Annotated in this window: 24 protein-coding genes; 15 read left to right on the plus strand and 9 right to left on the minus strand. The window is 51.0% G+C overall.

Annotation, left to right across the window (positions count from 1 at the left end; genetic code table 11):
* Positions 1–97: 97 nt before the first annotated feature.
* From ACTS3T_RS12840 to ACTS3T_RS12860, 5 genes are all read left to right on the plus strand, one after another.
* Positions 98–814, plus strand: coding sequence for a DUF928 domain-containing protein (locus tag ACTS3T_RS12840; protein WP_377967935.1), 717 nt, complete (start codon positions 98–100; stop codon positions 812–814).
* Between the two features lie 438 nt (positions 815–1,252).
* Complete coding sequence (locus ACTS3T_RS12845; protein ID WP_462935090.1) at positions 1,253–2,044, plus strand: exosortase-dependent surface protein XDP2; 792 nt, start codon at positions 1,253–1,255, stop codon at positions 2,042–2,044.
* A gap of 228 nt (positions 2,045–2,272) precedes the next feature.
* The gene (gene rsmA, locus ACTS3T_RS12850) at positions 2,273–3,109 is read left to right on the plus strand and encodes a 16S rRNA (adenine(1518)-N(6)/adenine(1519)-N(6))-dimethyltransferase RsmA (RefSeq protein ID WP_377967931.1); all 837 of its coding nucleotides are present in this window, start codon (positions 2,273–2,275) and stop codon (positions 3,107–3,109) included.
* A 46-nt stretch (positions 3,110–3,155) separates the two neighbouring features.
* Positions 3,156–4,100 carry a 4-(cytidine 5'-diphospho)-2-C-methyl-D-erythritol kinase gene (ispE, locus tag ACTS3T_RS12855; RefSeq protein WP_377967929.1) on the plus strand — a complete coding sequence of 315 codons (945 nt, stop codon included), beginning with the start codon at positions 3,156–3,158 and terminating at the stop codon, positions 4,098–4,100.
* Positions 4,101–4,165: 65 nt separating this feature from the next.
* Positions 4,166–4,498 (plus strand): DUF3082 domain-containing protein, encoded by a 333-nt coding sequence (locus ACTS3T_RS12860; RefSeq protein ID WP_377967927.1) that lies wholly within the window; start codon positions 4,166–4,168, stop codon positions 4,496–4,498.
* A 45-nt stretch (positions 4,499–4,543) separates the two neighbouring features.
* Here the strand turns inward: ACTS3T_RS12860 and ACTS3T_RS12865 are convergent, their stop codons facing one another.
* Together ACTS3T_RS12865 and ACTS3T_RS12870 are read right to left on the minus strand one after the other, a co-directional pair.
* Positions 4,544–6,292 (minus strand): ABC transporter ATP-binding protein, encoded by a 1,749-nt coding sequence (locus ACTS3T_RS12865; protein WP_377967925.1) that lies wholly within the window; start codon positions 6,290–6,292, stop codon positions 4,544–4,546.
* Positions 6,289–7,530, minus strand: coding sequence for a lipid-A-disaccharide synthase-related protein (locus ACTS3T_RS12870; protein WP_377967923.1), 1,242 nt, complete (start codon positions 7,528–7,530; stop codon positions 6,289–6,291). Before ACTS3T_RS12870 ends, ACTS3T_RS12865 begins: the two co-directional genes overlap by 4 nt.
* A gap of 194 nt (positions 7,531–7,724) precedes the next feature.
* On the opposite strand from ACTS3T_RS12870, the gene ACTS3T_RS12875 reads away from it, so the two are divergent.
* Positions 7,725–8,396 (plus strand): ABC transporter ATP-binding protein, encoded by a 672-nt coding sequence (locus tag ACTS3T_RS12875; protein ID WP_377967921.1) that lies wholly within the window; start codon positions 7,725–7,727, stop codon positions 8,394–8,396.
* Positions 8,397–8,404: 8 nt separating this feature from the next.
* The gene (gene rsmG, locus ACTS3T_RS12880) at positions 8,405–9,166 is read left to right on the plus strand and encodes a 16S rRNA (guanine(527)-N(7))-methyltransferase RsmG (RefSeq protein ID WP_377967919.1); all 762 of its coding nucleotides are present in this window, start codon (positions 8,405–8,407) and stop codon (positions 9,164–9,166) included.
* On the opposite strand, the gene ACTS3T_RS12885 is transcribed toward rsmG, so the two are convergent.
* Complete coding sequence (locus ACTS3T_RS12885; protein WP_377967917.1) at positions 9,163–9,612, minus strand: tellurite resistance TerB family protein; 450 nt, start codon at positions 9,610–9,612, stop codon at positions 9,163–9,165. The genes rsmG and ACTS3T_RS12885 overlap by 4 nt on opposite strands.
* Positions 9,613–9,892: 280 nt before the next feature.
* Between ACTS3T_RS12885 and ACTS3T_RS12890 the strand changes: the two genes are divergently transcribed.
* On the plus strand, positions 9,893–10,768 hold the full coding sequence (locus ACTS3T_RS12890) for an MBL fold metallo-hydrolase (RefSeq protein ID WP_377967915.1): 876 nt from the start codon (positions 9,893–9,895) through the stop codon (positions 10,766–10,768).
* On the opposite strand, the gene ACTS3T_RS12895 is transcribed toward ACTS3T_RS12890, so the two are convergent.
* Positions 10,765–11,910, minus strand: a complete 1,146-nt coding sequence (locus ACTS3T_RS12895) for a peptidoglycan-binding protein (protein WP_377967914.1) — start codon at positions 11,908–11,910, stop codon at positions 10,765–10,767. The genes ACTS3T_RS12890 and ACTS3T_RS12895 overlap by 4 nt on opposite strands.
* Positions 11,911–12,270: 360 nt before the next feature.
* On the opposite strand from ACTS3T_RS12895, the gene ACTS3T_RS12900 reads away from it, so the two are divergent.
* The gene (locus ACTS3T_RS12900; protein WP_377967912.1) at positions 12,271–12,477 is read left to right on the plus strand and encodes a hypothetical protein; all 207 of its coding nucleotides are present in this window, start codon (positions 12,271–12,273) and stop codon (positions 12,475–12,477) included.
* Between the two features lie 12 nt (positions 12,478–12,489).
* A complete protein-coding gene (gene ppk1 / locus ACTS3T_RS12905) occupies positions 12,490–14,652 on the plus strand; it encodes a polyphosphate kinase 1 (protein WP_377967910.1) in 2,163 nt (720 codons plus the stop codon).
* Between the two features lie 479 nt (positions 14,653–15,131).
* Here the strand turns inward: ppk1 and ACTS3T_RS12910 are convergent, their stop codons facing one another.
* Both ACTS3T_RS12910 and ACTS3T_RS12915 read right to left on the minus strand, forming a co-directional pair.
* Positions 15,132–16,454 (minus strand): sensor histidine kinase, encoded by a 1,323-nt coding sequence (locus tag ACTS3T_RS12910; protein WP_377967908.1) that lies wholly within the window; start codon positions 16,452–16,454, stop codon positions 15,132–15,134.
* Between the two features lie 17 nt (positions 16,455–16,471).
* The gene (locus ACTS3T_RS12915) at positions 16,472–17,161 is read right to left on the minus strand and encodes a response regulator transcription factor (protein WP_377967906.1); all 690 of its coding nucleotides are present in this window, start codon (positions 17,159–17,161) and stop codon (positions 16,472–16,474) included.
* 315 nt (positions 17,162–17,476) lie between these two features.
* On the opposite strand from ACTS3T_RS12915, the gene ACTS3T_RS12920 reads away from it, so the two are divergent.
* The 3 genes from ACTS3T_RS12920 (at position 17,477) to ACTS3T_RS12930 (ending at position 21,642) form a co-directional block, all read left to right on the plus strand.
* Positions 17,477–19,279, plus strand: a complete 1,803-nt coding sequence (locus tag ACTS3T_RS12920) for a hypothetical protein (RefSeq protein ID WP_377967904.1) — start codon at positions 17,477–17,479, stop codon at positions 19,277–19,279.
* 6 nt (positions 19,280–19,285) lie between these two features.
* The gene (locus ACTS3T_RS12925) at positions 19,286–21,064 is read left to right on the plus strand and encodes a DUF3685 domain-containing protein (protein ID WP_377967902.1); all 1,779 of its coding nucleotides are present in this window, start codon (positions 19,286–19,288) and stop codon (positions 21,062–21,064) included.
* A gap of 329 nt (positions 21,065–21,393) precedes the next feature.
* On the plus strand, positions 21,394–21,642 hold the full coding sequence (locus tag ACTS3T_RS12930) for a hypothetical protein (protein WP_462935092.1): 249 nt from the start codon (positions 21,394–21,396) through the stop codon (positions 21,640–21,642).
* Here ACTS3T_RS12930 and ACTS3T_RS12935 read toward each other — a convergent pair.
* The gene (locus ACTS3T_RS12935; protein WP_377967898.1) at positions 21,623–21,895 is read right to left on the minus strand and encodes a Precorrin-3B methylase; all 273 of its coding nucleotides are present in this window, start codon (positions 21,893–21,895) and stop codon (positions 21,623–21,625) included. The genes ACTS3T_RS12930 and ACTS3T_RS12935 overlap by 20 nt on opposite strands.
* 23 nt (positions 21,896–21,918) lie before the next feature.
* On the opposite strand from ACTS3T_RS12935, the gene ACTS3T_RS12940 reads away from it, so the two are divergent.
* Together ACTS3T_RS12940 and xth are read left to right on the plus strand one after the other, a co-directional pair.
* Complete coding sequence (locus ACTS3T_RS12940; RefSeq protein ID WP_377967896.1) at positions 21,919–22,074, plus strand: hypothetical protein; 156 nt, start codon at positions 21,919–21,921, stop codon at positions 22,072–22,074.
* 105 nt (positions 22,075–22,179) lie between these two features.
* Entirely contained in the window at positions 22,180–22,965 is a 786-nt protein-coding gene (xth, locus tag ACTS3T_RS12945; protein WP_377967894.1) for an exodeoxyribonuclease III, read from the plus strand.
* Between the two features lie 45 nt (positions 22,966–23,010).
* On the opposite strand, the gene ACTS3T_RS12950 is transcribed toward xth, so the two are convergent.
* Together ACTS3T_RS12950 and ACTS3T_RS12955 are read right to left on the minus strand one after the other, a co-directional pair.
* Entirely contained in the window at positions 23,011–24,201 is a 1,191-nt protein-coding gene (locus ACTS3T_RS12950; RefSeq protein ID WP_377967892.1) for a hybrid sensor histidine kinase/response regulator, read from the minus strand.
* A gap of 96 nt (positions 24,202–24,297) precedes the next feature.
* A partial coding sequence (locus tag ACTS3T_RS12955) for a sensor histidine kinase (RefSeq protein ID WP_462935093.1) occupies positions 24,298–25,620 on the minus strand: 1,323 nt, incomplete at its 5' end.

Here is a 25,620-nt window from a genome sequence, read left to right on the forward strand (position 1 = left end):
GGAACGGTATGTCGCGAAGTATGGACTAGACAGCCCCTGAGCTTTTGAGCGATCGCGACTGATAGCAAATCTAGCCCCTTACGAAATCGGCTCAACTATGAAAACCGCTATCTCTTCCTGGTACAAAGTCTCAACTATTTTCCTCATTGGTCTTTCGGCTGCTGCTGCCCTAGCCGCTAATGTCCAGGCAAGTTTGAGCTTTAACTCACCTGATTTACAGGCACCCGGCAACCGCGAAGCGGGAGCCTCCCGCAGCAACGATAGCTGCCTGATCGCTTCTAACCAAAGCCCGACTGAGCTAGTGGCTCTTATGCCAAATACAAATATTGGCTTAACCACCGAAGCTTTGCCCACCTTTTACGTTTACGTACCGCCTAATCAGGCCAATCAGCTAGAGTTTCTCCTCTACGAAGAGGCTACCAATCGCCTAGTCTATCAAAAGTCTTTCGCAGCGCAATCTACCTCTGGCGAAGTGATCGCGATTGACTTGTCCGAGGCAGATAGCCAGCCCTCCCTAGCCGTCGATCACAACTACTATTGGTACTTCTCGGTTGTGTGTAGCCCAGAGCGACCCGACGAAAACCTGGTAGTAGAAAGCAACATTCGCCGGATTGCGCCGAGTGCAGACCTCACTCAACAACTGGCAAATGCTCAGCTTCAAGAACGTCCAGGCATTTATGCCGAGGCGGGCGTTTGGTATGAGGCGCTCGCAGCCTTGGAAGCGATAGATCCACAGCAGGCAGTTTTACAACGGCGATCGCTGTTGCAGTCAGTCGGTTTAGCAGATTTGGCTAATCAAGTGGTTTGGCGCTAGTCAATCAGCGATTATTCAAAACGTAAATTATTTAGTAGATCAATGCGCCATTTGGCCTACTGATCTACTAAGATTGACTGAAATACCTTTAATTAGTCAGCCAAAGAAAAATATTTTTTTGTTTATCTAACGGCTTCTAATTTTAGCTGCTCAGCAAAACTACGATCGGTAAAATTAACCAGCAAAAAATAAGCAAAGTCCGCAAAACCACTGCAATTGCTAAACAATGACGATTTTTTCTGTGTTTGAAAAAATCCAACCGTTTTACCTCGCTATTAGCGTATGCGTAGTTGCTCTAGATAAACAACTCAAATTTGTAATAAACCTTTCGAGATCTAAAAATACTGGTATTTTCCGAGTCGAGGCTTTTACAGATTACGCTTCTCGCCTAGGAAGTTAAGCTCTGAAAAGTAAGTTTCTTTATTTTTTTGAGCAGCTATGGCTTCCTTTTTGTCTCAGGTAAGTGCTTCGCTAGGTCTTACATCTATTACTCTTTTGTCTCTGGTTGGCTCCGCGCAAGCGTTCAGTTTCGTCAGCGAAGTTGAAGGGTCTTCTGCCAAGGGTGATATCTTCCTCAAGGCTGTTGTGTTAGAAACAGGCGAGCGGGTAGTGGTCGAAGATTTATCCTTTATCTCAGGAGCCACGATTGTCAGCAACGATGAGTTTTCTGGTGGAAATACAGGAGCTGCAAGTGCTGACAAAGGCGATGAAGCCACCACGGGGATTTCTCAAGAAGATGCTAACGCGGCTGAAATCGTCACGAACCTGACGACGGCTAACCTCAACAACATTGTGGATACCGAAGACAGCGGTAGCTTCCAAATTGATCTAGATTTTGCCCGCGCCATTGACAACCTGTTAATTTGGGAGCGCGGCAAAAACAGCGATTTAGGGGTTCAAGCACTGGATGATAACGGCAACCTGATTGGCAATTTCTTTAAGGTCAGCCGCGATTTGTGGACAGACGCTGGCTTCTCCATCGATACCATTGAAATTGGCAACGCTCAGGCAGTGGGTTCTTTTGGTCTAAACATTGCCCAAGATTTGGGTGTATCAGGCCCAGTTTCTAGAATTCGGTTTTCCAGCGAAAGCGGTTTTAATGGCCCTGACTGGAAGTTTGTGGGTACAGCAGCCGAGCGGGAGTCTCAGTCTGTTCCTGAACCCGGTTTGCTGCTAGGACTTGGCTTACTCAGCACCTTTTTGGTATCTAAGCGCTCTCGTCTGGCCTAGGCCACAAGCTATCGCCAAAGACAGAAGGCTAAAGACGGAAAGCAGCATAAACGGTTTTCTGTCAGTGGCTTTCTGCAATTTGAGTGCCTTGATCCTAACGACTACTGCTATAAAACTCAAAGCAGCAGAATGAGCCTTTCATTCTGCTGTTTTTGTTTGAGCGCAATGCCGCTATCACGTGGGGGAGAAGCGAGGATTTATAATGTAATCCCCTGCTTTTGCCTGTCTATGTCACCCCGGCCCCGAAAACGATTTGGCCAGCATTGGCTGAAGAGCGAAAAAGTGTTGCACCGAATTTTGGCGGCGGCTGAGGTGTCAAAGCGCGATCGCATTTTAGAGATTGGCCCAGGTACGGGCGTTTTAACCCGATGGCTCACTGCGCTGGCTGAGGCTGTCGTGGCGGTTGAGATCGATCGCGATTTATGCCAACGATTGCGCAGTCAGTTTGAAAAAGTTGACCAGTTCTTATTGCTAGAAGGGGATATTTTACAGCTTGATCTAGCCGATGAGCTAGCTGGGCAGCCTGACTTTTACCCGCTGAACAAAGTTGTTGCCAATATTCCGTACTACATTACGGCTCCGATTTTAGAAAAGCTATTAGGTAGCCTCACTCAGCCCAGGCCACAGCCTTTTGATCAAATTGTGCTGCTGATTCAGCGAGAGGTTGCCGATCGCCTTTATGCCCAACCCGGATCTAAAGTGTTTGGGGCGCTTTCGGTGAGGGTACAGTATTTGGCCTGTTGTGAACTGATTTGTCTGGTGCCAGCCAAAGCCTTTCAGCCACCGCCTAAGGTTGAGTCGGCGGTAGTACGGCTGCGACCACGACCGTTTTTGCCACGGGCTGAGAATCTACAGCTCTTTGATCAGCTCGTACAGTTAGGATTTAGTAGCCGACGTAAGATGCTGCGTAACAATCTTAAACCAGTCATTGAGCGCGATCAGTTGACGCCGCTTTTAGCGGCTTTGGAGGTGACGCCGACGGCACGCGCCGAAGAGCTAAGCGTTGAACAATGGGTCAGGTTAAGTAATAAGATTCAAGAGATTCACGCTAGCCGCTGCGATTAGCGGGGGACTGGTGCTGACTCAGTTCTATAACTGGAAATAGTTTCAGATGCGTTTTTATTCCTTGCAGGCGGCAGCAAAAATTAATTTGTATCTAGAGATTATTGGCGATCGCCCCGATGGTTTTCACGAACTGGTCATGATCATGCAGAGCGTCGCTTTAGCCGATCGCCTGACGGTGAGGACGATTGGTGTAGATGACATTCGCGTGCGCTGCAACCATCCTCAAGTGCCTGCCGATGAAACAAATTTGGCTTACCGAGCGGCTGCGCTGCTGGCGCAAGAATTTCCGACTCAGATTGCTAAATTTGGTGGGGTAGAAATTGTCATTGAAAAAAATATCCCCATTGGGGCTGGGCTGGCGGGTGGTTCTACCAATGCTGCTGCTGTGTTGGTGGGGCTGGATTTGCTGTGGCAGCTAGGGCTAACGCAGCTAGAACTACAAGATCTAGGGGCTAAGCTAGGGTCAGATGTTCCCTTCTGCATTATGGGGGGAACGGCGATCGCCACTGGACGGGGTGAAGAACTGGATACGCTGAGAGGACTCGATCAGCTCCATGTGGTTCTAGCCAAATATCAGAGCCTTGCGGTTTCTACCCCCTGGGCTTATCAGACCTATCGACAACAGTTTGGCGATCGCTATCTTAACGATCCGCAAAGGCGGCGAGAACGGCAACAACGTATTCACTCCGGGGCAATGGTTGCTGCCATCAGTCATCATGACTATGCCACGGTTGGTCAAGAACTTTGCAATGACTTTGAAAACGTAGTCTTGCCTGCTTACCCCCAGGTAGCCCAGCTCAAAGAAACTATGGCTAGTTTAGGTGGCTTGGGGACGCTGATGTCAGGTTCTGGCCCTACGGTTTTTACGCTGGTTGAAACGGCGGCTCAAGCTGCTGAAATGGCGACCCGGCTGCGACAGGCTATTCCGGACGAAGATTTGGGTATTTGGCCGACTCAATTAACGTCAACCAGTATTCAGCTAGAACCTTAGGATGAGGAGTGAGCCTACCCCAAGGCGATAGGATAAGAATATCAAGCCGTTGCTGAGGTAGAGTGATGACAGAGCCTTCCCCGAAGCTGCAAACCGACCGGGCGATCGCCACTGTTAGTCCGTGGCGCTGCTTTCTGGGTTCTTTGGTGGCAGGAGGTCTGGGTTGGTTGCTTTACCGCTTATTTAGTGCGATCGCCTTAACTTTTGCCAACAAGCCGATTGCTTCAACCAACGTGACCGCCATCAACATTGCTGCTGCCGTTCGCACGCTGGTTATGGGAATCGTAGCTTTAGGCGCAGGTGTTTTTGGGGTGGCTGCTTTAGGATTGTTTGCTTTAGGAATTCAAATTACACTACAGCGACTGCGAGGCCAGAAAACACCCTCAACCGATGCTTAAAGCAAGCTATCCGCAGTTTGCCGGAATCTTGCCGTTTACCTTTTGCTATGTATCTGGAGTTCTTCTTACGCCTTCAAACTGTTGAGCATAAAAGCTAGCATAGCGTCCGCCTTTAGCCAGCAGTTCTGGGTGAGTCCCCGACTCCACAATACGGCCCTTCTCTAAAAACAAAATGGTGTCTGCTCGTCGCACTGTGCTCAAACGATGGGCAATAATAAACACCGTGCGATTTTCCATTGCCCGCTCTAGAGCTTCTTGCACCAGCGCTTCCGATTCAGAATCAAGGGCAGAGGTCGCCTCATCTAAAATCAAAATGCGCGGATTAGATACCACTGCTCGGGCGATCGCCACTCGCTGCCGCTGACCACCAGAAAGCGTTGCGCCGCGTTCGCCTACCCAGGTTTGGTAGCCCTGAGAAAACTGACTGATAAAGTCGTGGGCATTGGCAATTTTGGCGGCAGCTTCAATGGTCTGCAAGTCTAAATCGGGTTGGCCATAGGCAATGTTTTGCGCAATCGTCCCGGAGAACAGCGTCGTCTCCTGGGGGACAACGCCGATCTGATGGCGCAAACTGGTGATTTTGACATCGCGAATGTCAATACCATCAATTAAGATTTGCCCGTCTTGCGGTTCATAAAAGCGCAGCAGTAAATTCATTAGCGTTGTTTTACCTGCCCCAGACGAGCCAACCAAGGCCACAACCTCACCCGGATGGGTGCGTAAACACAGATCTTGAATGACGGACTGATGATCGGTGTAAGCAAAGCTCACTTGCTGAAACTCCACTTTGCCCGTGACCGTTGGTAAAGCGATCGCATTGGGCTTGTCTTGCATCGTAGGGGCGATCGCCATCAGCTCAAAAATGCGTTCTACCGAGGCTTCTGCCTGCTTAAACTCGTTATAGTGCTGCGTAACCAGATCAATGGGATGCAATAACAACGCTACGGCTGTCAAAAAGCTGACAAACTCCTGCGGCGCTAAATTACCTTGCGAAATTTGCCAGCCGCCCAAGAAAAAGAGCAGCATGATGCTGATCGCTTCTAGAAAGCCCACCACCGGATACTGCACTGCCTTCAGCCGCTCGGCTCGGTAACGAGCGGTGCGATTGTGCTCAGCCTCGCGGTTAAAGCGCTCCACCTCATAAGCTTGTGCGGCAAACGCCTGCACTACCCGAATGCTGCCAAACACCTCAGTCAACAGAGCTGACAAGTTAGACACCTGAGTCTGGCTACGGCGCGAAAGAATTAACATTTGGTGCCCAAACCGACCAATCAACCAGCCCATCAGGGGTGCCAAAATCAAACCTGCCAGCGTCAGCGGCCAGTTGAGATACAGCATGTAGATAGGAATGGCAATTAGCTGTAGTCCCGATGAAACAAACTGCTGCGACATTTTGTGGACAATTTCGCCCACGCGATCAATATCTTCGGTCAGTCGGTAAGCCAGGTCGCCCGTCTGCGATCGCTCAAAATATCTCAGCCCCAGTTTGTGCAGATGAGCATAGACTTGTTTGCGTAAACTCAGTGCCACCTCCAGAGAGGCGCTGATCATCCAAATATTTTCCCAGTATTGAAAAACGCTGCGGACTAAAAAAACGACCGTGGCCAGCCCTAACCAGTAGGCAATTTCAGACACATTACCCTGGCCAATGTAAAGCGCTGCTTGTCCGGCCAAATAAGGCAACAGCAGCGTCATCAATACATAGCCAATAATGCAGGCTCCGCCGCTAGCAAATAACGACCAGTGAGGTTGCAAAAAAGGTAGAAGTTGCCAGTAGCTAGCTCGCGTTTTCATGCTGGAGTAATTTCCCTTTCTTTAGCTTTGGCCGCCTGAGCAGCTGCGTCAGCAGCCGACTCGCCCAGGTAAGCTAGCAATCGCTGGGCAATGCGATAAGAGGCACCAGGTGGCCCCAAGCGCTGGCGACCATTGGCTTGGCAAGCTTCGAGATAAGCTGAATCTTGCAGCGTGTCTACAACGCGCTGCGCTGCAAGCTTGAGGGTGGCAGCGGTTGCGGGGCCTTTGCCAATCGTTTGGGCAGAAAGACCCAAAAGCCGGGTCTGAGCCTCAGCAAACGCATAAGTAAACTGTGGGCCTTCACCGGGCACCTGAATGACGGGTTTCCCTAAGGCTACGGCTTGATCGACCGCTAACCCAGCCATGCCTAGCACCAAAGTTGTTTGGCACACAATATCGTTAAAAGCATCGGCATAGCACAAAATTTCAGCGGTTGGCTGGTCAGCTAAAGTCAGCCTGCCCGATTCGTGCTGCCACCCTTCCGCCTGCGCCATTTCGGAGAGTTGTTGCATCAAATCAGGTACCAAAGCGGCTCGAAACTGGATTTGGCCGGAACGCTGCCAGATTTCTCGTACCAATCGCAATTGCAGGCGAAAATTACGCACCGCTTCGGGTAAGCGAGAACCGGGCAACAGCGCTACCATCGGCAGATCTGGCTGAAGTTGCAGATCTTTGCCCGTGGGCACCAAGCGATCGAGCGAAGGAATACCGCCAAAGCGAACCTTTTCTAAGCCTTGCTTTCTCAAGTTTTCGGCGGTAAACGGGTCGCGGGTAAAAACTGTTAAGCAGCGGGGTGCCTTCAGCAAGCGAGAGATGATTGGCCCCAGGTACAAATTCTCTTCATACAGCGCTGACAGCGGTGAGATAAACGAAACGTAGGGACGACCGCTGAGATAAGCAAAGGCTTGCCCAACCTGGTCACCCGTAGCGTGGATTAAATCACAGGTGAGGGCATAGGTTTGCACAGCCCTCAATTGCCGCCAAGTCAGCCCCACCAGCCCTGATTGAATATCTTTCAGCAGCAGTAGCCGATTCATGTAAGTGAAGCCGCCTGAGGGCAGCGTTTGGGTCGGCCCGATAATCGGAATTTTTAAGCGCTGGTAGGCTGAGCCTTGCCCTACAATGGGCATTGCTGCCATCTCAAGCTCAGGACACAGCTCTTGCAGAGAGCGGATAATATGAGAGGAGTGATTATCCTCTCCGTGGCCGTTGCTGAGAAATAAGATTCGCTTAGGCATAGAAGCATTGAACCAGGGAACAAGCAGCCTGCGTAAGGCTGCTGCGTGAACAGGAATTAGCGCATTAGCAGTATACTGCGCAACGGTGGCTTGGCTGGAGAGGAGACGCAAAGGCCGTAGAAGGGCATATTGACCTATGCTAGAGACGAGACTTTACAACCTATTTGTTTAGCTTAGATTTTGCCTGCATTTGAATGCTCCGTATCAAAAATTTGACCTATCACCCAGCAGCTAGTGCTGTACCTATTCTGAAATCCATCAGCTTTGAGCTGTCGCCTCAGCAATTGGGGTTGATTATCGGGCCAAGTGGTTCGGGCAAAAGTACGCTGCTGGAAATTTTGGCTGGACTGGCGGCTCCTACAGCGGGTGAAATTTTCTGGCGTAGTCAAGAGCTAAATCCTGAGCTTTTGCGGCAGTTGGGGGGACTGGTTTTTCAGTTTCCAGAGCGACATTTTTGCGGTCATACCGTGCTTGAAGAATTGCGTTTGGGCCACCCTGAGCTAACGGCAGAGCGAATGAAGCAGGCGCTAAGTGCAGTCGGGTTAGAACAAATATCGCTAGAGGCTGGGCCTCATGCGTTGAGTGGGGGGCAGCAGCGACGTCTGGCGCTTGCGGTGCAGTTGATTCGTCAGCCCCACTTGCTGTTGCTAGATGAGCCGACGGCAGGGCTAGACTGGTCAATGCGGCAACAGCTGATCAGCCTACTGGCTCAACTCAAGCAGGACTGGAGCTTGCTAGTGGTGACCCATGATGCGGCAGAACTGGTGGGATTAGCCGATCGCTGCTGGACTTTACAAAATGGTGAACTCCAGTCGGCAAATCCTCAGCGTTTAGACAACTCTCCTTCGGCTCAGCCCATTGCTTAGTGAAGATCATGCCGTCTCTTGAGTTACTTGAGGATGAGACGATTTGGCGGCAAACGCTGGGCTGGCAGCCTTCGGCGGCACAGCAAGCTGTTTTTCAAAAGCTCTATGCTGAGGTTGTAGCTGCCAATCAGCAGTTTAATCTGACTCGTATCACTGAGCCAGCCGATTTTTGGGAGAAGCATCTTTGGGACTCGCTCAGTGGTTTAGCTCCGTGGCTAAATCCTGACTTTGCTTGGCAACTGCCGGATGCGTTGCGATCGCAGGCGCTACAAGTCGTTGATATTGGTACAGGGGCAGGGTTTCCGGGACTGCCTGCGGCGATCGCGCTGCCTCATTGGCAGGTGGTGCTACTCGATTCTACCCAGAAGAAAATTCGCTTCTTAGAGACGCTGGCGCAGACTTTGCATCTGCCTAACGTCAGGGGTTTGGCTGGTCGGGCGGAGACGGTGGGGCGACAGCCAAATTGGCGAGAGCGCTTTGATTTGGCTCTCGTACGCGCAGTCGGAACGGCTGCAACCTGTGCTGAATATGCGCTGCCACTGCTACGAAAGGGAGGCGTGGCGGTTCTCTATCGGGGGCAGTGGTCTGAAGCCGAAACTGAAACGCTACGGCCTGCAATCGAACAATTAGGAGGCGCGATCGCCCACCTTCAGCCTAGCCTGACGCCTTTGACTCAAGGCCAGCGCCATTGCCTATATGTGCAAAAGGTTCAGCCCACACCTGCCGAATTTCCTCGAGCGGTGGGGGTACCAGCGAAGCTACCCCTCTAACCCCGGTTTTTAATCGTCATTACCTGAACAATTTGCAAAGCGGTATCGCCAGAAATTTCGAGAATGCGATAGAGATCGTCTAAAAACGCTTGCTCTTGGGGCGTGACCGTCCCATCTGCTAGCACTAAATCGGTGGCAATGGCAAAAGCGGTTTCTCGCAATTCTGCGGGCAAAGAAACTTTAGCCAAGTTGATGAGCTTGCTGGGGCCTTGCTGCTTCAGCAGCCCTAACAACTTGTCAAATAGCCGATGCATCACATCGGTGGAAAAACTCCGAAACAACTGCATCCGAGCCAGTACCATGGTCATTTCTCGGCCTTCTTGCTCAGACAAATAGCCATCGGCGGCGATCGCCACCAAAGCCACAGCGGCAAATGCCTCGGCGGGACTCAGCGTAATATTTGTAATACCTGGTTCTGTTTTGAAAACGCCATCAAATAACCCCATATTCTCTTCTCCGCTGGCTGCTTTTACATATTGCCGTAGTTTTTAGGTAGCTTTCCCTTTATTTGACGATTGTTATAGTCGTTAGGCTCACGTTTGGGCTAGCGATCGCTAGGCTAGAGAAAGGTCATGGGGTTGATTGGCTACAAAGCGACTGATTGACTTTGCCACAATGGTCTGTCGCTAAAACGCCGTTGGCTCCAATTGACGATTTGCTCCCAAACTGGCCGGAACTGGCGATTCGTTTGTCTGGCACTGATCAATCGATTCATCTTTTTTAACTATGGCTCACCTCAAACAGCGCCGCCCGCAAAATGTGGCGGGTGACTTTTATGTCGATAACACTTGCATTGACTGTGATACTTGTCGTTGGATGGCACCTGACATCTTTTCGCGGGTAGAGGGGCAATCGGTGGTACATCGCCAACCGGATACCTCAGCAGAGCGATTAAGGGCTTTACAAGCGCTATTGGCCTGTCCGACTGCGTCTATCGGCACGCTGCAACCACCCACAGAAATCAAACAAGTTCAGCAGAGTTTTCCCCATTTAATTACAGAGAACGTCTACCACTGTGGCTATCACGCTGAAACCTCTTTTGGGGCAGCAAGCTACTTGATTGAGCGATCGCAAGGTAATGTTTTAGTGGATTCTCCTCGCTTTGCGCCGCCGCTGGTTAAGCAGCTAGAGGCAAAGGGAGGCGTTCGCTATCTCTATTTGACCCACCGCGATGATGTGGCTGACCATCAAAAGTTTCATGAACACTTTGGCTGCGATCGCATTTTGCATCAGGCTGATATTAGCCCGCAAACCCGCAGCGTAGAAATGCAGCTAACCGGATTAGAACCTGTATCTCTGGCGGATGATTTGCTGATTATTCCTGTGCCAGGGCATACGCGCGGACATACGGTGCTGCTCTATCAAAACACGTTTTTATTTACGGGCGATCACCTGGCCTGGTCGCCTCAGCTACAGCACCTCCATGCCTTTCGACGAGCCTGCTGGTATTCTTGGGCAGAACTGTTGATCTCTATGGAGCGGCTGGCGCAGTACTCGTTTGAGTGGGTGCTGCCAGGGCACGGTCGCCGTTTTCATAGCGATCGCGCCACTATGCAAAAGCAAATGCAACTGTGCCTAGATTGGATGCAGTCAGTGGCTTAATCAAGCAGCTTTGCCCAGGTTTTGCGACCCACAATGCCATCGGCGATTAACCCGTTGCGGCGCTGAAAGGCTTCTACCGCCATAGCTGTGCCTGGGCCATAAGCCCCATCGGCTACCAGGTTAAAACCTTGTTTCTGTAAGGCTAGCTGTAAGGCCATGACTTCGCTGGTTTGCAAATAGGGTTCGGTTAAGAAAAGCGGTTGGGCTTGCAAAATTTTTAGAGTTTTTGGCCCGACAATGCCATCAGCTACCAGGCCATGCGCTTGTTGAAACTGCTCGACCGTGCGCTTTGTGGCAGGGCCAAACACCCCGTCTGCGGTGGTAACGTAGCCTGCTGCCTGGAGCAAACGCTGCAAGTTCAAGACATCGTCGCCTTGTAGATACGGCTCTCGCAAATACAAAGGTCGAGTACGCAGAATTGCCAGCGTTTGCGGCCCCACCACCCCATCAGAGGCTAAGCCATTAACCTGCTGAAAGCGCTTGACGGCGAGTTCAGTCGCAGGGCCAAACACACCATCAATCACAACACCTGCCCCCGTGCGAGCCAGATCGATTTGCAGAGCTTTGACATCTTCGCCAAACAGGTAGGGTTCGGTGAGATATAGCAAGCGATCGCCCGCTTGAGTCGGCGTGCTGGGGGTCGGCGGGGAAACCGCAGGCGGTGTTTGCCCAGAAGGGGTGAGAAAAAGGGCTGCCTCTGCCAGCCGTCGTCGCCGTAAGCCCTCTTCGACATTGGTGCCAGGATTGCGGTAAAGCAGTAAAGCCGATTCAATTTTGTCCCACTGGCGGTTACGCAAAACGCGGCTGATAGTTTCAAAACCCGGCGCTTCGTAGAAGCCTGCCCCTAAGTTATAGGCAAAGCTCAAAATCGCTCCTCGTTGGTTGTCGTTTAGCTCCACCCAAACAGGAATACGCCCCAACGCGGGTAAAAATTCGGTTTCTAGCTGATAAATCAATAGATCGTCGGCTTCTGAGCGCGAAATCCGCTCTCCCAAATAAAAAGGGCTGCCGTCTTTGCGGCGAGTGCTGCCCCAGCCCACAGTGTAGGGCTTGCCGCCACTGAGGGGGTCAGGATAGGCGGTTAGGTGCAGCCCTTCAAACTGCTTGATTAGCTCAACACCCGCTAACGGTACCCGTGCCATTGCGATTTACCCTGCTCACTGCATATCTGCCGATTGATCTAGCTGTAGCCCCTGGCGTTGAGACACTCAAACGGCTGAAAGCCGCTGATAGACAACCTTGCCTTCTGTCTCTGCCTTTTGCTTTTAGCTATACAACACTATTGAAGTGTTTTTCGTCTGGGATGTCTGGATTTTTGGCAAAAAGTAATTTTTGTCAGATTGCAGTTGTATTCCATCCATCCGACAGGGCAGGACTCGTTAGGGTATGTTGAAGGGCGATCGCCTGTGGCGGCAAACTCTCAGAAAAATGTCACAGTTCTAAAGCGATGAATTTGTTAACCTCCTAGAACCAGGCAATTCTTTCTTTTAACTGAAGCGCTGATGAACAGTGATGAGTTAGGTAAATATATTGGGGCTACCGAGGGAGCTAGCAAACCCTGGCTTTTGCTACAGCTCCGCTTAAAAAAATTGCAGGAACGCCGCCACACTCTCCCTGCCGAGCAATATGCTCAGGAGGTGAGCAAACTCCACCAAGACCTGATGAATCTAGGCCAGTGGTGGGTCGGTATCGAAGACCAAGTGTTTTAAAGGGGGATGGGCATGACCGTCGCGCAATCGTCACCAGAGAAAACTCGCCTGGATGATCCACAGTATTACTTCAGCCGAGAACTCAGCTGGCTAGAATTTAACTTTCGCGTTCTGCACGAAGCCGTTGATGAGCGCACACCGCTGCTAGAACGCCTCAAATTTATGGCGATTTTTAGCACCAACTTAGATGAGTTTTTTATGGTGCGGGTAGCTGGTATTAAACAGCAAATTGATGCTGGTGTGACCAAACAAACACCGGATGGTCGAATACCGCAGAAGCACCTGCAAGACATCAGCGATCGCCTGCGGCCAATGGTGGAGATTCAGCACAGCCATTTCGAGCAAGAACTGCGTTCACTGATGGTAAAAAACGGCATTCAACTGCTCAACTACGCCGATCTCAAGTCAGAGCAAACGGCCTATTTAGATGACTATTTTGAAGAACAGATTTTTCCGGTTCTGACGCCGCTGGCTGTAGATCCGGGGCATCCTTTTCCTTACATTTCTAATTTGAGTCTCAATCTAGCGGTTGTGATTCAAGAACCCGAAACGGGTAAAGAACATTTTGCCCGCGTTAAAGTGCCCAAGGTGTTGCCTCGCTTTGTGGTGCTGCCCGACTCGCTACGCACTACCAAAAACAGCAAATCTATTCTCTGGACAGGGGTACCGCTAGAGCAGGTCATTGCTCATAATCTAGCGGCGCTGTTTCCGGGGATGACTGTGCAAAATTGTTATACCTTCCGCATCACTCGCAACGCCGATCTAGATGTGGAAGAAGACGAAGCAGACGATTTACTGCTAGCGATCGAACAAGAACTACGAAAGCGACGCTTGGGCGGTTCGGCTGTGCGTATCGAAATTGAAAAATCGATGCCAGAGGCCGTTAGAACCAATCTGATGCGTCAGTTAGAACTGACGGATGCCGACCTCTATGAAGTCGAAGGTTTGATCAACCTGGGCGATTTGATGACTTTCATGAGCTTGCCTGCGCCTCAGTTCAAGGACAAGCCCTGGACACCTGTTGTCCCCAAACACTTGCAGCACATCAGCAACCCCGACGACGATGACGATTTAGACGCTGAAGAGGCTGAAGATTTCTTTACGATTATTCAGCAGCGCGATCAGATTTTTCACCATCCTTATCACTCGTTTGCGTCTACGGTTCAGCGTTTTATTACCTATGCAGCTCATGACCCGGATGTGCTGGCTATTAAAATGACGCTTTACCGCACTTCTGGCGATTCGCCGATTGTGCAAGCGCTGATTTCGGCGGCTGAAAATGGCAAGCAGGTGGCCGTTTTGGTTGAGCTAAAGGCTCGCTTTGACGAAGAAAACAACATCAACTGGGCGCGTAAGCTAGAAAAATCGGGCGTACATGTGGTTTACGGTTTGGTTGGGCTGAAAACTCACACTAAAACGGCTCTGGTTGTGAGGCATGAAGGCGATCGCATTCGGCGTTATGTCCACATCGGCACAGGCAACTACAACCCCAAAACGGCTCGTCTCTACACTGATTTGGGCTTGCTGAGCTGCCGCGACGACTTGGGCGCTGATCTAACGGATTTGTTTAATTACTTGACGGGCTATTCGCAGCAGTCGTCTTTTCGTAAGCTATTGATTGCCCCTGTGTCTTTACGGCAGCGGATGCTAGAGCTAATTCGCCAAGAAACGGAACATTGCCGCAACGGGCGTAAGGGCAAGATTGTAGCCAAAATGAATGCTTTGGTTGATCCGCCAATTATTGAGGCGCTCTATGAGGCTTCTCAGGCAGGCGTCGAGATTGACCTAATTGTCCGTGGTATTTGCTGTCTACGTCCCGGCTTAAAAGGCATTAGCGACCATATTCGCGTTATTAGCATTATTGGCCGCTTTCTAGAGCATTCGCGCATTTTCTACTTTCACAACGATGGGGATGAGCAGATGTTTATCGGCAGCGCTGACTGGATGCCCCGCAATCTCAACCGCCGCGTTGAAGCCGTCGTCCCGATTGAGGATGCGAAAATTTTTCAAGATCTGCAAGCACTTTTAACTTTGATGCTGAGCGACAACCGCCAAGCCTGGGATCTAGAGGCAGACGGTAAATATATCCAGCGGCGTCCGGCCAAAGGTGAAAGCGAACGCAGTACCCATGTCATGCTCATGGCGCAAGCGCTTAAGTCTGCCGGGATGGAATAGCTCCTAAGCGGGCGATCGCTGCGACAGCACATAGCCACAGCTATCGCTAAAGGGAGAAGGCTAAAGGCAGAGGGCAGAACAAAAAGCTTTCTGCCAGCGACTTTTAGCCCTTGAAGGGGTTTAACTTTTGTGGCTACAGCTATAAAAAAGCGCTGTACAGAGAACTGTACAGCGCTTTGATTTGGGTTTTAAAGGGGTATTTATGGCAGGTGAGAAAAGACTTCTAGCATCAGCGGGGCACTGCACAGCAATATGATGTCAATGATTGAGACAATCCACCAGCCTAATGTTTTCTTATCCATAGATCTTATATTTTTCTCTGGTGTAGACCCTTTTCACATTAAAGCTTCCCATTTTGCCAAAAAATCCTTCGGGTAGCGGCTGCTAACCCGAAGGCATGTGTGAGAAGTGATTTAGTGTAGAAGCAGTTGCTACAGTTACTAACCTAAGGTGGAAATGTAAAAAACTAGGTAAGGCGCTTATTTTTTTGTCAGGGTGGCCAGCGGTAGCCTGACTTGAAAACAGCTACCAACCCCCAAACGACTGCGAACCTTAATTTTGCCGCCATGTTGCTTGGCGATCGCCTGACAAATCGCCAAACCCAATCCACTGCCCCCTATTTTGCGAGAGCGGGCTTTGTCGGCTCGCCAAAAACGGTCAAACACATGGGGCACATCAGCCGGGTCAATGCCAATGCCGCTATCGGTTACCTGCACCACGGCAAAGCGTAACCGTTTGCTCAGGCTGACCTGCACTTTCCCCCCGGCTGGCGTATAGCGAATGGCATTTTCAATCAGGTTGGCATACAGACGCGAAATCTGGCGGCGATCGCCCAAAATACTAACTGGCTGCGGTGCCTCTAGCCCTAGCTGAATGGCTTTAACCTGCGCCGAAGACTCTAGCAGTTCAACCACGTTTTGCAAAAGCAACTGGAGGCAAAACTGTTCTGGCTGTAGCAGCCCAGCCGTAGAAGGCGCTTCCATGCGGGCAAGCAGTAGTAAGTCTTCTGTGAGATGCTGCATCTGGCTAGTGGCGCTGGCGATCGCGGCCAGCTTTTTGGCATCTTTAGGATGAATGCGCTCCGGGTGGTTTTGAATAACATCAATCGAAGTTTTAATCGCGGTCAGGGGGCCGCGTAGCTCGTGAGAAGCATCTGCCGTAAACTGCTTGAGCTGATTAAAGCTTTGCTCTACGGGTTTGAGCGATCGCTGAGTTAACCAAAGCCCGCCGATGCCAATTAGCCCTAACGCCAAGGTGCCCCCTGTCCCCAAGCCGAGTAAAAGCTGCCGCTGCGCCGATTGAATATCCTGGAGAGACTGGCTAGCTCGAAGGTAGCCTTGTAAAACGGGTTCGCGATCAGGCGCGATCGCCAGCGTAGTTTTGTCTTCAAAGACCGAAACGGTAAACGTTCGCACCGATTCTGGGCTAGCGTCAGTTTGAGCGCTTCTTGGCTGAGTTTGTAGCGTCTGTGGCCCAATGACAAATCCCGGCTGTAGACGGAGAGTGCCATAGTAAGCTAGCCGATTACCAGCGGCATCAAACCACTCCAAACTCTGGCTGTCGCGGTTAAAAATATCGCGCCAGGGAACTTCATTCACCCGCGTTAAATATTCTTCACCGCCTGCTGCTACCGCTGCGTACGAAGGTGATGCTGCCTGCGCCAGCGTTTGCAGCTTTTTGTCTAGCTGCTGATAGAGATTGCGGCTAAAAAACAAATAGGCTCCCAGGCTAAAACTGGCTAAAATCGAAGCCATTACCAAAAGCTGGGCTGTCAGCAGCCGCCAGCGTAGCCCTTCAAACATAGTGCTGCCCTACTGGTTTACTCAGTTTCACCGTTTATTTCTTTCAACCGATACCCCAAGCCATAAACCGTCTCAATCAAATCACCTGGTGCCCCGGCTGCTTTAAGCTTTTGCCGCAGCCCTCGGATATGGGCTTTGACAGTGGCTTCTTCTGGCATCACTTCAAACGACCACAACTGCTCTACAATCTGGGCACGGCTAAAGACCCGCCGCTGGTGCCGCAAAAATAGCTCTAAAAGGCTGTACTCTTTAGGGCTAAGAGATACTGGCTGATCTTGATAAAAAACTTCGTAGGTGCTGGGATCGAGACGTAACGCTCCCCAGGCAAGGATAGGGGGTAACGTGGCTCCTCCGCGTCGTACCAAAGCCCGAATGCGAGCCGAAAGTTCTTGTAAATCAAAGGGCTTCACCAAATAGTCATCTGCCCCCGCGTCTAAGCCAATGACGCGATCGCTGACGGTGTCTCTAGCTGTCAGCATTAAAATTGGCGTAGCCTTGCCCTGAGCGCGGAGCTTTTGACAAAGCGTAATGCCATCGACTTTAGGCAGCATCACATCTAGCAAAATCAAGTCAAACTCAAAAGCAGCGGCTAAGTCCCAACCGGATTCGCCGTCGTAAGCGACTTCAACCACATAGTGCTGGTCGTTGAGTTCTTCGGCAAGGGCATCAGCAATTCTTTCGTCATCCTCAACTAATAAAATGCGCATGGCGGCAAAAACAGGTCGATAAGCCTATTGAGGCAAAAAGCGATCGCAGATATATCGAGCCAAAGACCGATTTATGCGCTGGTTTGCCCGCCTAAAGTCAAATCTAGGGGCTATGCACAAGCGGCTAAGAGCGGCTGCATCCAGCTCACGAGCCAGCCGACCCGCCAGCCGCAGATGACCGCCAAGACGGCTTCCCTAATGGGTTGAGCAAAATGCTTTAAGATCTTGTGACGTTTCCGCCAAAAAACGAACCAAAACTTACGAAATTGCGCCTACAATGGCAGCAACTTTAGGCACACAAGGCCGTTTGCTGCCATGACATCTCCCTCTGCTGACTCTGCTTCGTTTCCGACGGCCCTAAAACCTCTGCGCCGTCGCTGGCCTCCGGCTAACCTGGCTTGGCCGATGCTATGGCTGTTTTTGCTAGTGGGTTCTAGTGCGGTAGGGTTGTGGGCGATCGCGTTGCTCACCCGCATTCCGCCCTTGCCCAACTGCGAGGAAATTTCCCGCCTGAGTGCCGATAGCGATCGCCTGTACTGCGCCAAAACAGCGGCGGCTTCTAAAGCGCCCGATCATCTCGTAGCAGCGATAGAGCTAGTTGCGCCTTGGGGTGAGCGTCATCCGCTGCATACAGAAGCGGCTCCTTTGCTCAAGCAGTGGTCTACCGATTTAATGACGGTGGCTCGGCGGCGGGTAAATCAGGGGGAGCTAGAAGCGGCGTTAGCATTGGCCAGCAAAATTCCTGAGCAAGCTGAAAACTATAAAGACGCCCAGTCAACCATGACGGTTTGGCAGCGCGAGTGGGAAACCGGGCAAGCCGTTACCCAGACCGTACAATCTGCCATCACCAACAAAAATTGGGAGCGGGCTAACGAAAAGCTACAAGATCTCAAAAGCCTCTACACCGACTACTGGGTTCGCCACCAGTTCCAGGCGCTTAAAAGTCAAATTGAGCTAGAGTCTCAAGGCTGGCAACAGCTAGAGCAAGCGCGTCAGCTAGCAAAAACCGGAGAGATAGACCAATTGGGCGAAGCGATCGCCCTGGCGCAAACGGTCAATTTACAAAGCCAAGCCTGGAAAGCCGCCAAAGCAGATGTCGATAGCTGGAGCGAATCGCTGCTGATGTATAGCTTTCGGCAGTGGGAGCTAGGCAATTTAGAGGCCGCCATTGAAGCGGTGCAGCAGGTGCCTGCCGACCCAACTCTGGTGCCGGAAGCTCAAGATCTAATTCAGTTTGCCCAGGCGCAAAAGCTCGTCAGCAGCTTGACGGCGTGGGAACCGCAGATAGGCGATTTGTTTAACCTGATGGAAGCGATTTCTGCCGTACAGCAGATTCAACCGAGCAGCCCTTTTTATGAAGATGCGCAAGCTCAGCTAGAAACCTGGCAGCAAGAATTCCAAGATGTTTTGCAACTACAAACGGCTACCTGGGTTGCCAATCTAGGACAACTGCCCACTTATCAATATGCAACACAGCAGGCGCAGCGAATTAACCCAGAGCGGCCTCGCCGCCAGCAGGCGCAAACCTTGGTGGCTCACTGGCAAAAACAAATCGAGCAGATTGAAGATCGACCCTACCTGCAACGAGCGACCCAGTTGGCTCGTACAGGTACGGTAGCCGCCTATCAAGCGGCGATCGCCGAAGCGCAAAAAGTCGCGCTGGGTCGAGCCTTGCGCATTGAAGCCCAAACCCGCATTGCCAGCTGGACAAGCCAAATTCAGGTGATTCAGGATCAGCCGATTTTGAAAGAAGCCAACACCCTGGCTGCAGACGGTAAGCTGAAAGAAGCGATCGCTGCTGCTCAGCGAATTCAGCCAGATCGGGCTTTGTATGATCAAGCTCAAACGGCTGTTCAAGAATGGACAGCCCAGATTCAAATTGCTGAAGATCGTCCTATCCTGGCGGCAGCCAGAGAATTGGCCTATCAGGGGAGCCTGACAGCGGCTATTAACCGAGCCGCCCAAATTGGGCCAGGTCGCGCCCTTTATGGGGAAGCCCGCAGTGCGATCGCCAACTGGAGCGCAGAGCGAGACTATTTATGGTCGCTCGAACAAGCGGCTGAACCAGAAGAGAGTTGGGAGGAACCTGCTGCTGATGAAGAATCGTCTGACTGGTAAGACGGCATGAGCGATCGCCCGCTGCAGCTCATGCTAATTGATGATGACCCGGTTTTTCGTCTGGGGTTGCGCATTTGGCTAGAGCACTTCCCTGATTTTGAGGTGATGGCTGAGGTCAGTACCGCCGAAGAAGCGCTGCAAAGGTTGGGGGCTACAGCGGTAGAGCCATCAGCGCTGCCAACCGATGTTGACCTGGTGATTCTGGATTTAGGGTTAGGACACCATTCGCCCACGCAGGTAGCTGGGTTACGGCTGTGTCAAACACTGCGATCGCAATTTCCGCACCTGCCGATTTTAGTGCTGAGCGCCCATAGCGAACCAATTTTGCGCGAGGCTGCTTTGCAGGCAGGCGCTAGCGAATATGGCCTGCGGGGTCTGCCCGTACAGCAACTGGTGCGGCTAGTGCGGCAAACGGCGCTGGGGCAAAATTTGGCTACCCCTGCTGCCGACAACCCCGCCGCCCCCGACCTAGCCCCCATTCCGGGGCCATTAACTGCTGTGCGCATTAGCCTGCGGCTGTCACATCTGCGGCAAATTGAGGCTGCCATGACAGATGCGATCGCCCAGCATCAAGCGGCTACCTCTCCCCTGTATCGGGCGGTGATGGCAGGTCGTTACCGCGAATTGCGAGCGGCTAAATGGCTCATTAATCGTCTTTTGGCAACGCCGCGCTTTACCTCATCCCCTGAGGCCGCCCCCCCGTTTGCCCCAGAAGTGTCTGCCCCGGCGGCAACGGCGATCGCGCCCACGCCCTCAGCAACGGCGATCGCACCCGTCACGCGCCCTGAAGGCATCGTCGCTACCAGCGGGGATGATATTAGCAGCTTTATCTTTGAGTCTGTTTTTCGCAAACTACAAACCTCGCTGGTGAACAGGTCTAGCACCCCGTTAGAAATTGACATTTTGCGACCCGAAAAAAGGCGCGAATTGCTCTACATCGTCTTGCGCCAGCTAGAAACTTTGTTAGAGGACGTTCGCTATTCTCAACTCCAGCCAGGGCAGCTCGTCGAGCGGCGATCGCAGCTACTAGCCGACTGGTGGGCCGCAGCCGTGACGGATTTTTTTGGTAAATATTACACCCTGCAAATAGCTGGCACTGAGCAAGGGGTCGTGCCTCAGCTTTTAGAAGAAAAAGTCACCGTACAGGCCGAAATTTTAGATCGAATTCCGCTCGTGCCCGCCTTCTTAGACCATTTATTGTTTCAGTCACCGCTGCTCGTAGAAGGAACGCTTTATCCAGCAGCTTCTTACCAGGCGCTAACCCGCAGCCAGCAGCTACTCGAAAACTGCGTTTTGCAGGTGGCTAACAGCGTTGTACAGCCCTTGCTCAACCGCTTTGCCGACGTCGAAACGCTCAAGAAAAATCTTTACCACCCCCGCTTGCTGTCAACCCGTGAAATGACCCGTTTTCGCAATGAACTGGCTTGGCGTTACCGCTGGAATAGCTACGTTAGTGAACCTAAAGCCATCTTTGAAAGCCAGTATGTTTTGCTGGTGCTGACTGAACGAGGCATCCAGACCACGACCATTTACGCCCCGCGTAGCGAAGAACTCAACCAGCTATCGGGGGTGCGCTATGCAGTAACGCTAGCCATTGAAGCTAGAGACGCGATCGCGCCTCGGTTTCGAGCGGTTGTTTCGCTGGTGGGCAATGGTTTGGTTTATGTTTTAACCGAAGTCGTAGGACGGGGCATTGGGCTAGTAGGACGGGGCATTTTGCAGGGAATTGGCAATGCGTGGCAGGACAGCCGCTTTAAGCGCCAGCGAGGAACCAGCGATAAATGATAGATAGGAGGTAACCGCCGTGGCAGAAGTTTAGCTAAAGGCAGAAGGGTGAGGACAGAGGTCAGAAGGAAGGTTTTGCTGTTAGCGGCTGTCAGCAATTGGTGCATTTTAAGGTTTATGGCAACAGCGATCGCAATCGCCAAACAGAAGCCGAGTGGTCAACCGTGTCTATTGCTAGGGGCGCGATGCTGAGCTACGAGCTTTTACGGAGATTGTGCCAGCTATAAAAGTGAACATCCTTCTACGGAATAGACGCTCAGTAGCGTGAAGCTTTTTTTAGCTCAAAGGGAGCGGTCTGCGCCGCCTTCTTACACAAAGGATCAGGGTTTATGTGGGATATAGCTGATGTCACCTGTGCCAACGCATCGTTAGAACTGCTGGTACGCCATGCACTGAGCTGGGGTGAGCTATCGCCCGGAGCCGAGCAAGCAATCGCGCGCTTGACCCGCGATCGCCCGTTAAGCGATCGCGAAACTAAACTACTAGCGCTTTTACAAGATGCGATCGCGGCTGGGGTGATTCAGCGGCTGGCGGTGGCAAAACTGCCTCAGGAAGAATTTATCGCTGCTTGCGCTTAGATTTTTTAGTCGTTTTGCCGGGAGCCGTATGATGCTCGCCAAAATACTTTTCGCTCCGGTAGCGTAGCCATACCCGCAAAACCTGCGGAATTTGCTCTTTTTGCGGTTGGGTAAGCTGATGGTAAAGGTCTAAAGCCTTCTGCCGTTCCTGGCGGCAAGCCCGATTATTATGGGCATCCCAGTAACTTCTGGCTACGCGAATCCGACGACAAACCTCTTTAACCAGGGCATCCCCTTCTAATGGCTGATTCATAACCCGTTCTCTGCAACTTACCTATGCGATCCACAATCCTGCTTCTAGCACCCACTAGCAGCGACGAAATGGCCTTTGAGCCTATCGCCTCTATCTCTATAGCTGTCGCCGCTGGGGTTAAGACGCTTCAATCGCTGAAAGCCTTTAACCAAAAAGCCTTCATTTTGCCTTCTGCTTGAGCTTCTACCTTTAGCAATCACTGCTAAATCTCCTTTGCTTAGCTTAGCGTTTCTCGCCTCAACTGCTGTAAGCTGAAAAGCGCTTGCTTACCGTCTTTGCGCCGCATGAAAATCGCGACTTGGAATGTCAATTCAATTCGGACTCGGCTTCAACAGGTCACCCATTGGTTACAGCACCAACCTGTAGACGTGCTGTGTTTACAAGAGACAAAAGTGGTGGATGAAGGTTTTCCGGTGGCTGCTTTTGAACCGCTAGGCTACCACGCCTACGTTTATGGGCAAAAAGCCTACAACGGCGTCGCGATTTTAAGCCGTGCGCCCTTAGATCACGTCAGCCGGGGCTTTGCCGCCGTCATTGATCCTGATCAGGTGGGTGATCTAGACGAGCAAAAGCGGGTGATTATGGGCTTGTTTCAGGGGGTCTGTATTGTCAATTTGTATGTGCCCAATGGCGCTTCGGTTGGCAGCGAAAAATATGAGTACAAGCTACGCTGGCTCAGTTTGTTAAAACAGTATTTGTCTGACCTGTTGTCGGAAAATCCGGCTTTATTGGTCTGTGGCGACTTCAATATTGCTTTAGAAGATCGAGACATTCATGACCCTACTCATAAGCAAACCCACATCATGGCTTCTCCAACCGAGCGGGCAGCGCTGCAACAGATTTTGACCCTGGGCTTGCAAGATGCGTTTCGCAAATTTACCCCAGACGGCGGACACTATAGCTGGTGGGATTATCGGGCGGCCTCTTTTCGCCGTAACTTGGGCTGGCGCATCGATCATCATTATTTATCGGCGGCTTTGTATGAGCGGGCTAAAAGCTGCGTCATTGATGTCTCACCTCGCCAGCTAGAGAAGCCGAGCGATCACGCTCCTGTGATTGTTGAAATTTAGAGTAGAGGCAGATGGGCTTAGCCCGTTGAGCGGCTAGCGCCAAAACTACTTGCTTAGCTCCGGGTAATCGGCGTTTGTGCTGGGTTCGGTAGCGTCTTCAATGACCCAAACTAGCGGCAAATAGACGCTAAAAAGACTGCCCTGATGCGGTTGACTTTCAACCCTAATTTCACCGCCGTGCAGTTCAACGCAGTTTTTGGCAATGCTTAGCCCCATGCCTGTGCCTTTGATTGCTGCGGCGTTGTGCGCTCGGAAAAAAGGCTTAAACAGTTGCTGAAGGTCGTCTGGGTCGATGCCAATGCCTTGGTCGGCGACGCTCAAAACGATTTGCTGCTCGACTAGAGCACAACTTAAAGTAACCTGTCCGCCCGCTGGCGAGTACTTAATCGCGTTGCTGAGCAGGTTGCTCAAGATGTAACGCAATAATTTTTTATCTAGCAGGACGGGTTTGAGCGAAGCGGGCTGAACTTTTAACTGGAGCTGATGACGACCATTGGAGGCGAGCTGGTAGTACATCAGGAGGTCTTGGCAAAAATCAGCTAGATCAAGCGGCTGGGGATCATAAACGAAGGCTTTAGATTGCGTTTGCTTGAAGAAAGTTAGCTCTTCTACCAGGTCTGAAAGCAGTTTAACGGAATTGCGAATGGCGTCAAAGTGATTATTAATCTGCTCTGGAGAAAAACGGTGACGATATTCTCTCAGCAGTTCAGAAGAAGACAAAATCACCGCTAGAGGAGTTTTGTATTCGTGCGAAATAGTGGCAATAACTCGGTCTTTTAGTTGAGAAAGTTCTTTTTCGGTTTCTAGCAGTTGCCGCATGCTAGTGGCTGCTTTCTGATTGCAATCGGCGGATTTCTGAATCTGCTGGTGATTGTAAATAGCCGTTTCAATGCTAGCTTGTAGCGATCGCTCACTAAAAGGTTTGAGAATATAGCCAAGCGGCTCGGTGAGCTTGGCTCGGTCGAGGGTGTCGGCGTCAGCGTTGGCGGTTAGATAAACAATGGGGACTGAAAATTGTTCTTTAATCCAGCTAGCGGCTGTAATACCATCGACATCGTTTTCTCCTAGCTTGATATCCATCAAAACGATGTCTGGCTGCGTTTTCGCTACCAGGGATAGCGCTTCTGAGCCAAAGGCGGTGACGCCGACAACGACGTAGCCCAGGTCGCTGAGTTGTTCGATTAGTACTTCACGGGTAATTGCTTCATCTTCAACCACCAGAATTCGATGAGACATAGAGCAGTATTTGAATTCAGTAAGGTCTTGGCATCAGCCGAAGCCAATGAAAGACGTTTCCCAATGGGGATATCAGCCAGTTTCGCTGTGTTGAGGTCAGGCGGTAATCTTAACTTTCCCATCTATGGGAAATCGAATACAAAACAGAGTGCCGTTCTGATACTTAATCTCTACCGTCCCTCTGAGCTGGTTTACCGCCAGGGTTCTAACTAAACGCAACCCCATAGAAGTCTGCGTTTGAAAGTCAATTGTTGCGGGAAATCCGACGCCATTATCTTGAACAATGAGTTCATAATCTTTCTCTGCTTGAATACTAAACTTAACGATAATTTCTCCCTGTGAGCTTTCCAAAAAGGCGTGTTGTAAAGCATTGGCAACCAGTTCGTTGATGATCAATCCACAGGGAATAGCTGTGTCAATGTTGAACGAAACAGGTTCAATTTCAGTCTTTAATTCAATTTGTTTGCCTACCGAGTAAGAGGTTAATAGATTCTGGGTGAGACTGCGAATGTAGCTATTAAAACTAATCGCTTCTAGACTGGCTGAGCCATAAAACTTTTCATGAATTAGGGCCATCGCTTCAACGCGATCGCGACAATCTTGCAAAGACTTAAGCGCTTGTGGCTGATCTAAAGTGCGGGATTGCAGATAGAGAATACCGGAAACAATCTGTAAGTTATTTTTAACTCGATGATGAATTTCTTTCAGTAAAACGGCTTTAGTTTCAGCCTCTCGCCGCGCTCGTTCAGCGCGATAAGTCTCAGACAAATCTCGCATGATGGTGGAAAAAAACTGCAACCGTCCTTGACTATCGCGGTGGGCAGTGAGCACTTGAGAGACGGGAATTTCTTCGCCTGTGCGGGTTAAAATTGCGGTTTCTCCCTGCCAGTGACCTGTTTGAATGGCAGTTGGCAACCCTTCTTGCTGCACTTTTTGTAAGGCCCAATCGGGGTGCATGTCAGTAATGTTGATATGTGACAAGTCTTCAAACTCTCCGGCTCCCGATAGCTTCCGTCCGGCTTTATTGACGTAAAGCGTTTGCCCTTCAACGCTGGCCATCCCGACTAGGTCAGTCGTCGCTTCTAGAATGGCGATTAGATTTTGTTGTTGAATTTCTGCTTCTTTGCGATCGCTAATATCTTCAACAATGACAGCCTGATAGTCTAGCTGACCATTGGGTTTGTGGACGGCTGCGATGGTGAGATTGGCCCAAACGAGGGTGCCATCTTTTCTGACATAACGCTTTTCGAGGGTTCCTTGGATTTTTTGTCCGGTGGTCATGCTTTCTAGCATTTGCAACCCTCGCGGCTGATCTGCTGGGTAGGTGAACTCTTGAAAGTGTCGGTCAATCAATTCGGCAGCGGTGTATCCCAAAATCTCGCAAAACTTTTGATTCACCTTCAAGAAATATCCTTGAGG

The organism is Almyronema sp. (assembly GCF_052168255.1).
Taxonomy (GTDB): domain Bacteria; phylum Cyanobacteriota; class Cyanobacteriia; order Phormidesmidales; family Phormidesmidaceae; genus Sphaerothrix; species Sphaerothrix epifaneia.

Bases quoted from the DNA above. Each gene is read 5' to 3' on its own strand.
- ACTS3T_RS12840 (WP_377967935.1), top strand. From the start codon at position 98: ATGAAAACCGCTATCTCTTCCTGGTACAAAGTCTCAACTATTTTCCTC.
- ppk1 (WP_377967910.1), top strand. From the start codon at position 12,490: ATGACCGTCGCGCAATCGTCACCAGAGAAAACTCGCCTGGATGATCCA.
- xth (WP_377967894.1), top strand. From the start codon at position 22,180: ATGAAAATCGCGACTTGGAATGTCAATTCAATTCGGACTCGGCTTCAA.
- ACTS3T_RS12845 (WP_462935090.1), top strand. From the start codon at position 1,253: ATGGCTTCCTTTTTGTCTCAGGTAAGTGCTTCGCTAGGTCTTACATCT.
- ACTS3T_RS12900 (WP_377967912.1), top strand. From the start codon at position 12,271: ATGAACAGTGATGAGTTAGGTAAATATATTGGGGCTACCGAGGGAGCT.
- ACTS3T_RS12940 (WP_377967896.1), top strand. From the start codon at position 21,919: ATGCGATCCACAATCCTGCTTCTAGCACCCACTAGCAGCGACGAAATG.
- ACTS3T_RS12870 (WP_377967923.1), bottom strand. From the start codon at position 7,530: ATGCCTAAGCGAATCTTATTTCTCAGCAACGGCCACGGAGAGGATAAT.
- ACTS3T_RS12915 (WP_377967906.1), bottom strand. From the start codon at position 17,161: ATGCGCATTTTATTAGTTGAGGATGACGAAAGAATTGCTGATGCCCTT.
- ACTS3T_RS12885 (WP_377967917.1), bottom strand. From the start codon at position 9,612: ATGGGGTTATTTGATGGCGTTTTCAAAACAGAACCAGGTATTACAAAT.
- ispE (WP_377967929.1), top strand. From the start codon at position 3,156: ATGCGTTTTTATTCCTTGCAGGCGGCAGCAAAAATTAATTTGTATCTA.
- ACTS3T_RS12890 (WP_377967915.1), top strand. From the start codon at position 9,893: ATGGCTCACCTCAAACAGCGCCGCCCGCAAAATGTGGCGGGTGACTTT.
- ACTS3T_RS12860 (WP_377967927.1), top strand. From the start codon at position 4,166: ATGACAGAGCCTTCCCCGAAGCTGCAAACCGACCGGGCGATCGCCACT.
- ACTS3T_RS12935 (WP_377967898.1), bottom strand. From the start codon at position 21,895: ATGAATCAGCCATTAGAAGGGGATGCCCTGGTTAAAGAGGTTTGTCGT.
- ACTS3T_RS12920 (WP_377967904.1), top strand. From the start codon at position 17,477: ATGACATCTCCCTCTGCTGACTCTGCTTCGTTTCCGACGGCCCTAAAA.
- ACTS3T_RS12895 (WP_377967914.1), bottom strand. From the start codon at position 11,910: ATGGCACGGGTACCGTTAGCGGGTGTTGAGCTAATCAAGCAGTTTGAA.
- rsmG (WP_377967919.1), top strand. From the start codon at position 8,405: ATGCCGTCTCTTGAGTTACTTGAGGATGAGACGATTTGGCGGCAAACG.
- ACTS3T_RS12950 (WP_377967892.1), bottom strand. From the start codon at position 24,201: ATGTCTCATCGAATTCTGGTGGTTGAAGATGAAGCAATTACCCGTGAA.
- ACTS3T_RS12925 (WP_377967902.1), top strand. From the start codon at position 19,286: ATGAGCGATCGCCCGCTGCAGCTCATGCTAATTGATGATGACCCGGTT.
- ACTS3T_RS12865 (WP_377967925.1), bottom strand. From the start codon at position 6,292: ATGAAAACGCGAGCTAGCTACTGGCAACTTCTACCTTTTTTGCAACCT.
- rsmA (WP_377967931.1), top strand. From the start codon at position 2,273: ATGTCACCCCGGCCCCGAAAACGATTTGGCCAGCATTGGCTGAAGAGC.
- ACTS3T_RS12875 (WP_377967921.1), top strand. From the start codon at position 7,725: ATGCTCCGTATCAAAAATTTGACCTATCACCCAGCAGCTAGTGCTGTA.
- ACTS3T_RS12930 (WP_462935092.1), top strand. From the start codon at position 21,394: ATGTGGGATATAGCTGATGTCACCTGTGCCAACGCATCGTTAGAACTG.
- ACTS3T_RS12910 (WP_377967908.1), bottom strand. From the start codon at position 16,454: ATGTTTGAAGGGCTACGCTGGCGGCTGCTGACAGCCCAGCTTTTGGTA.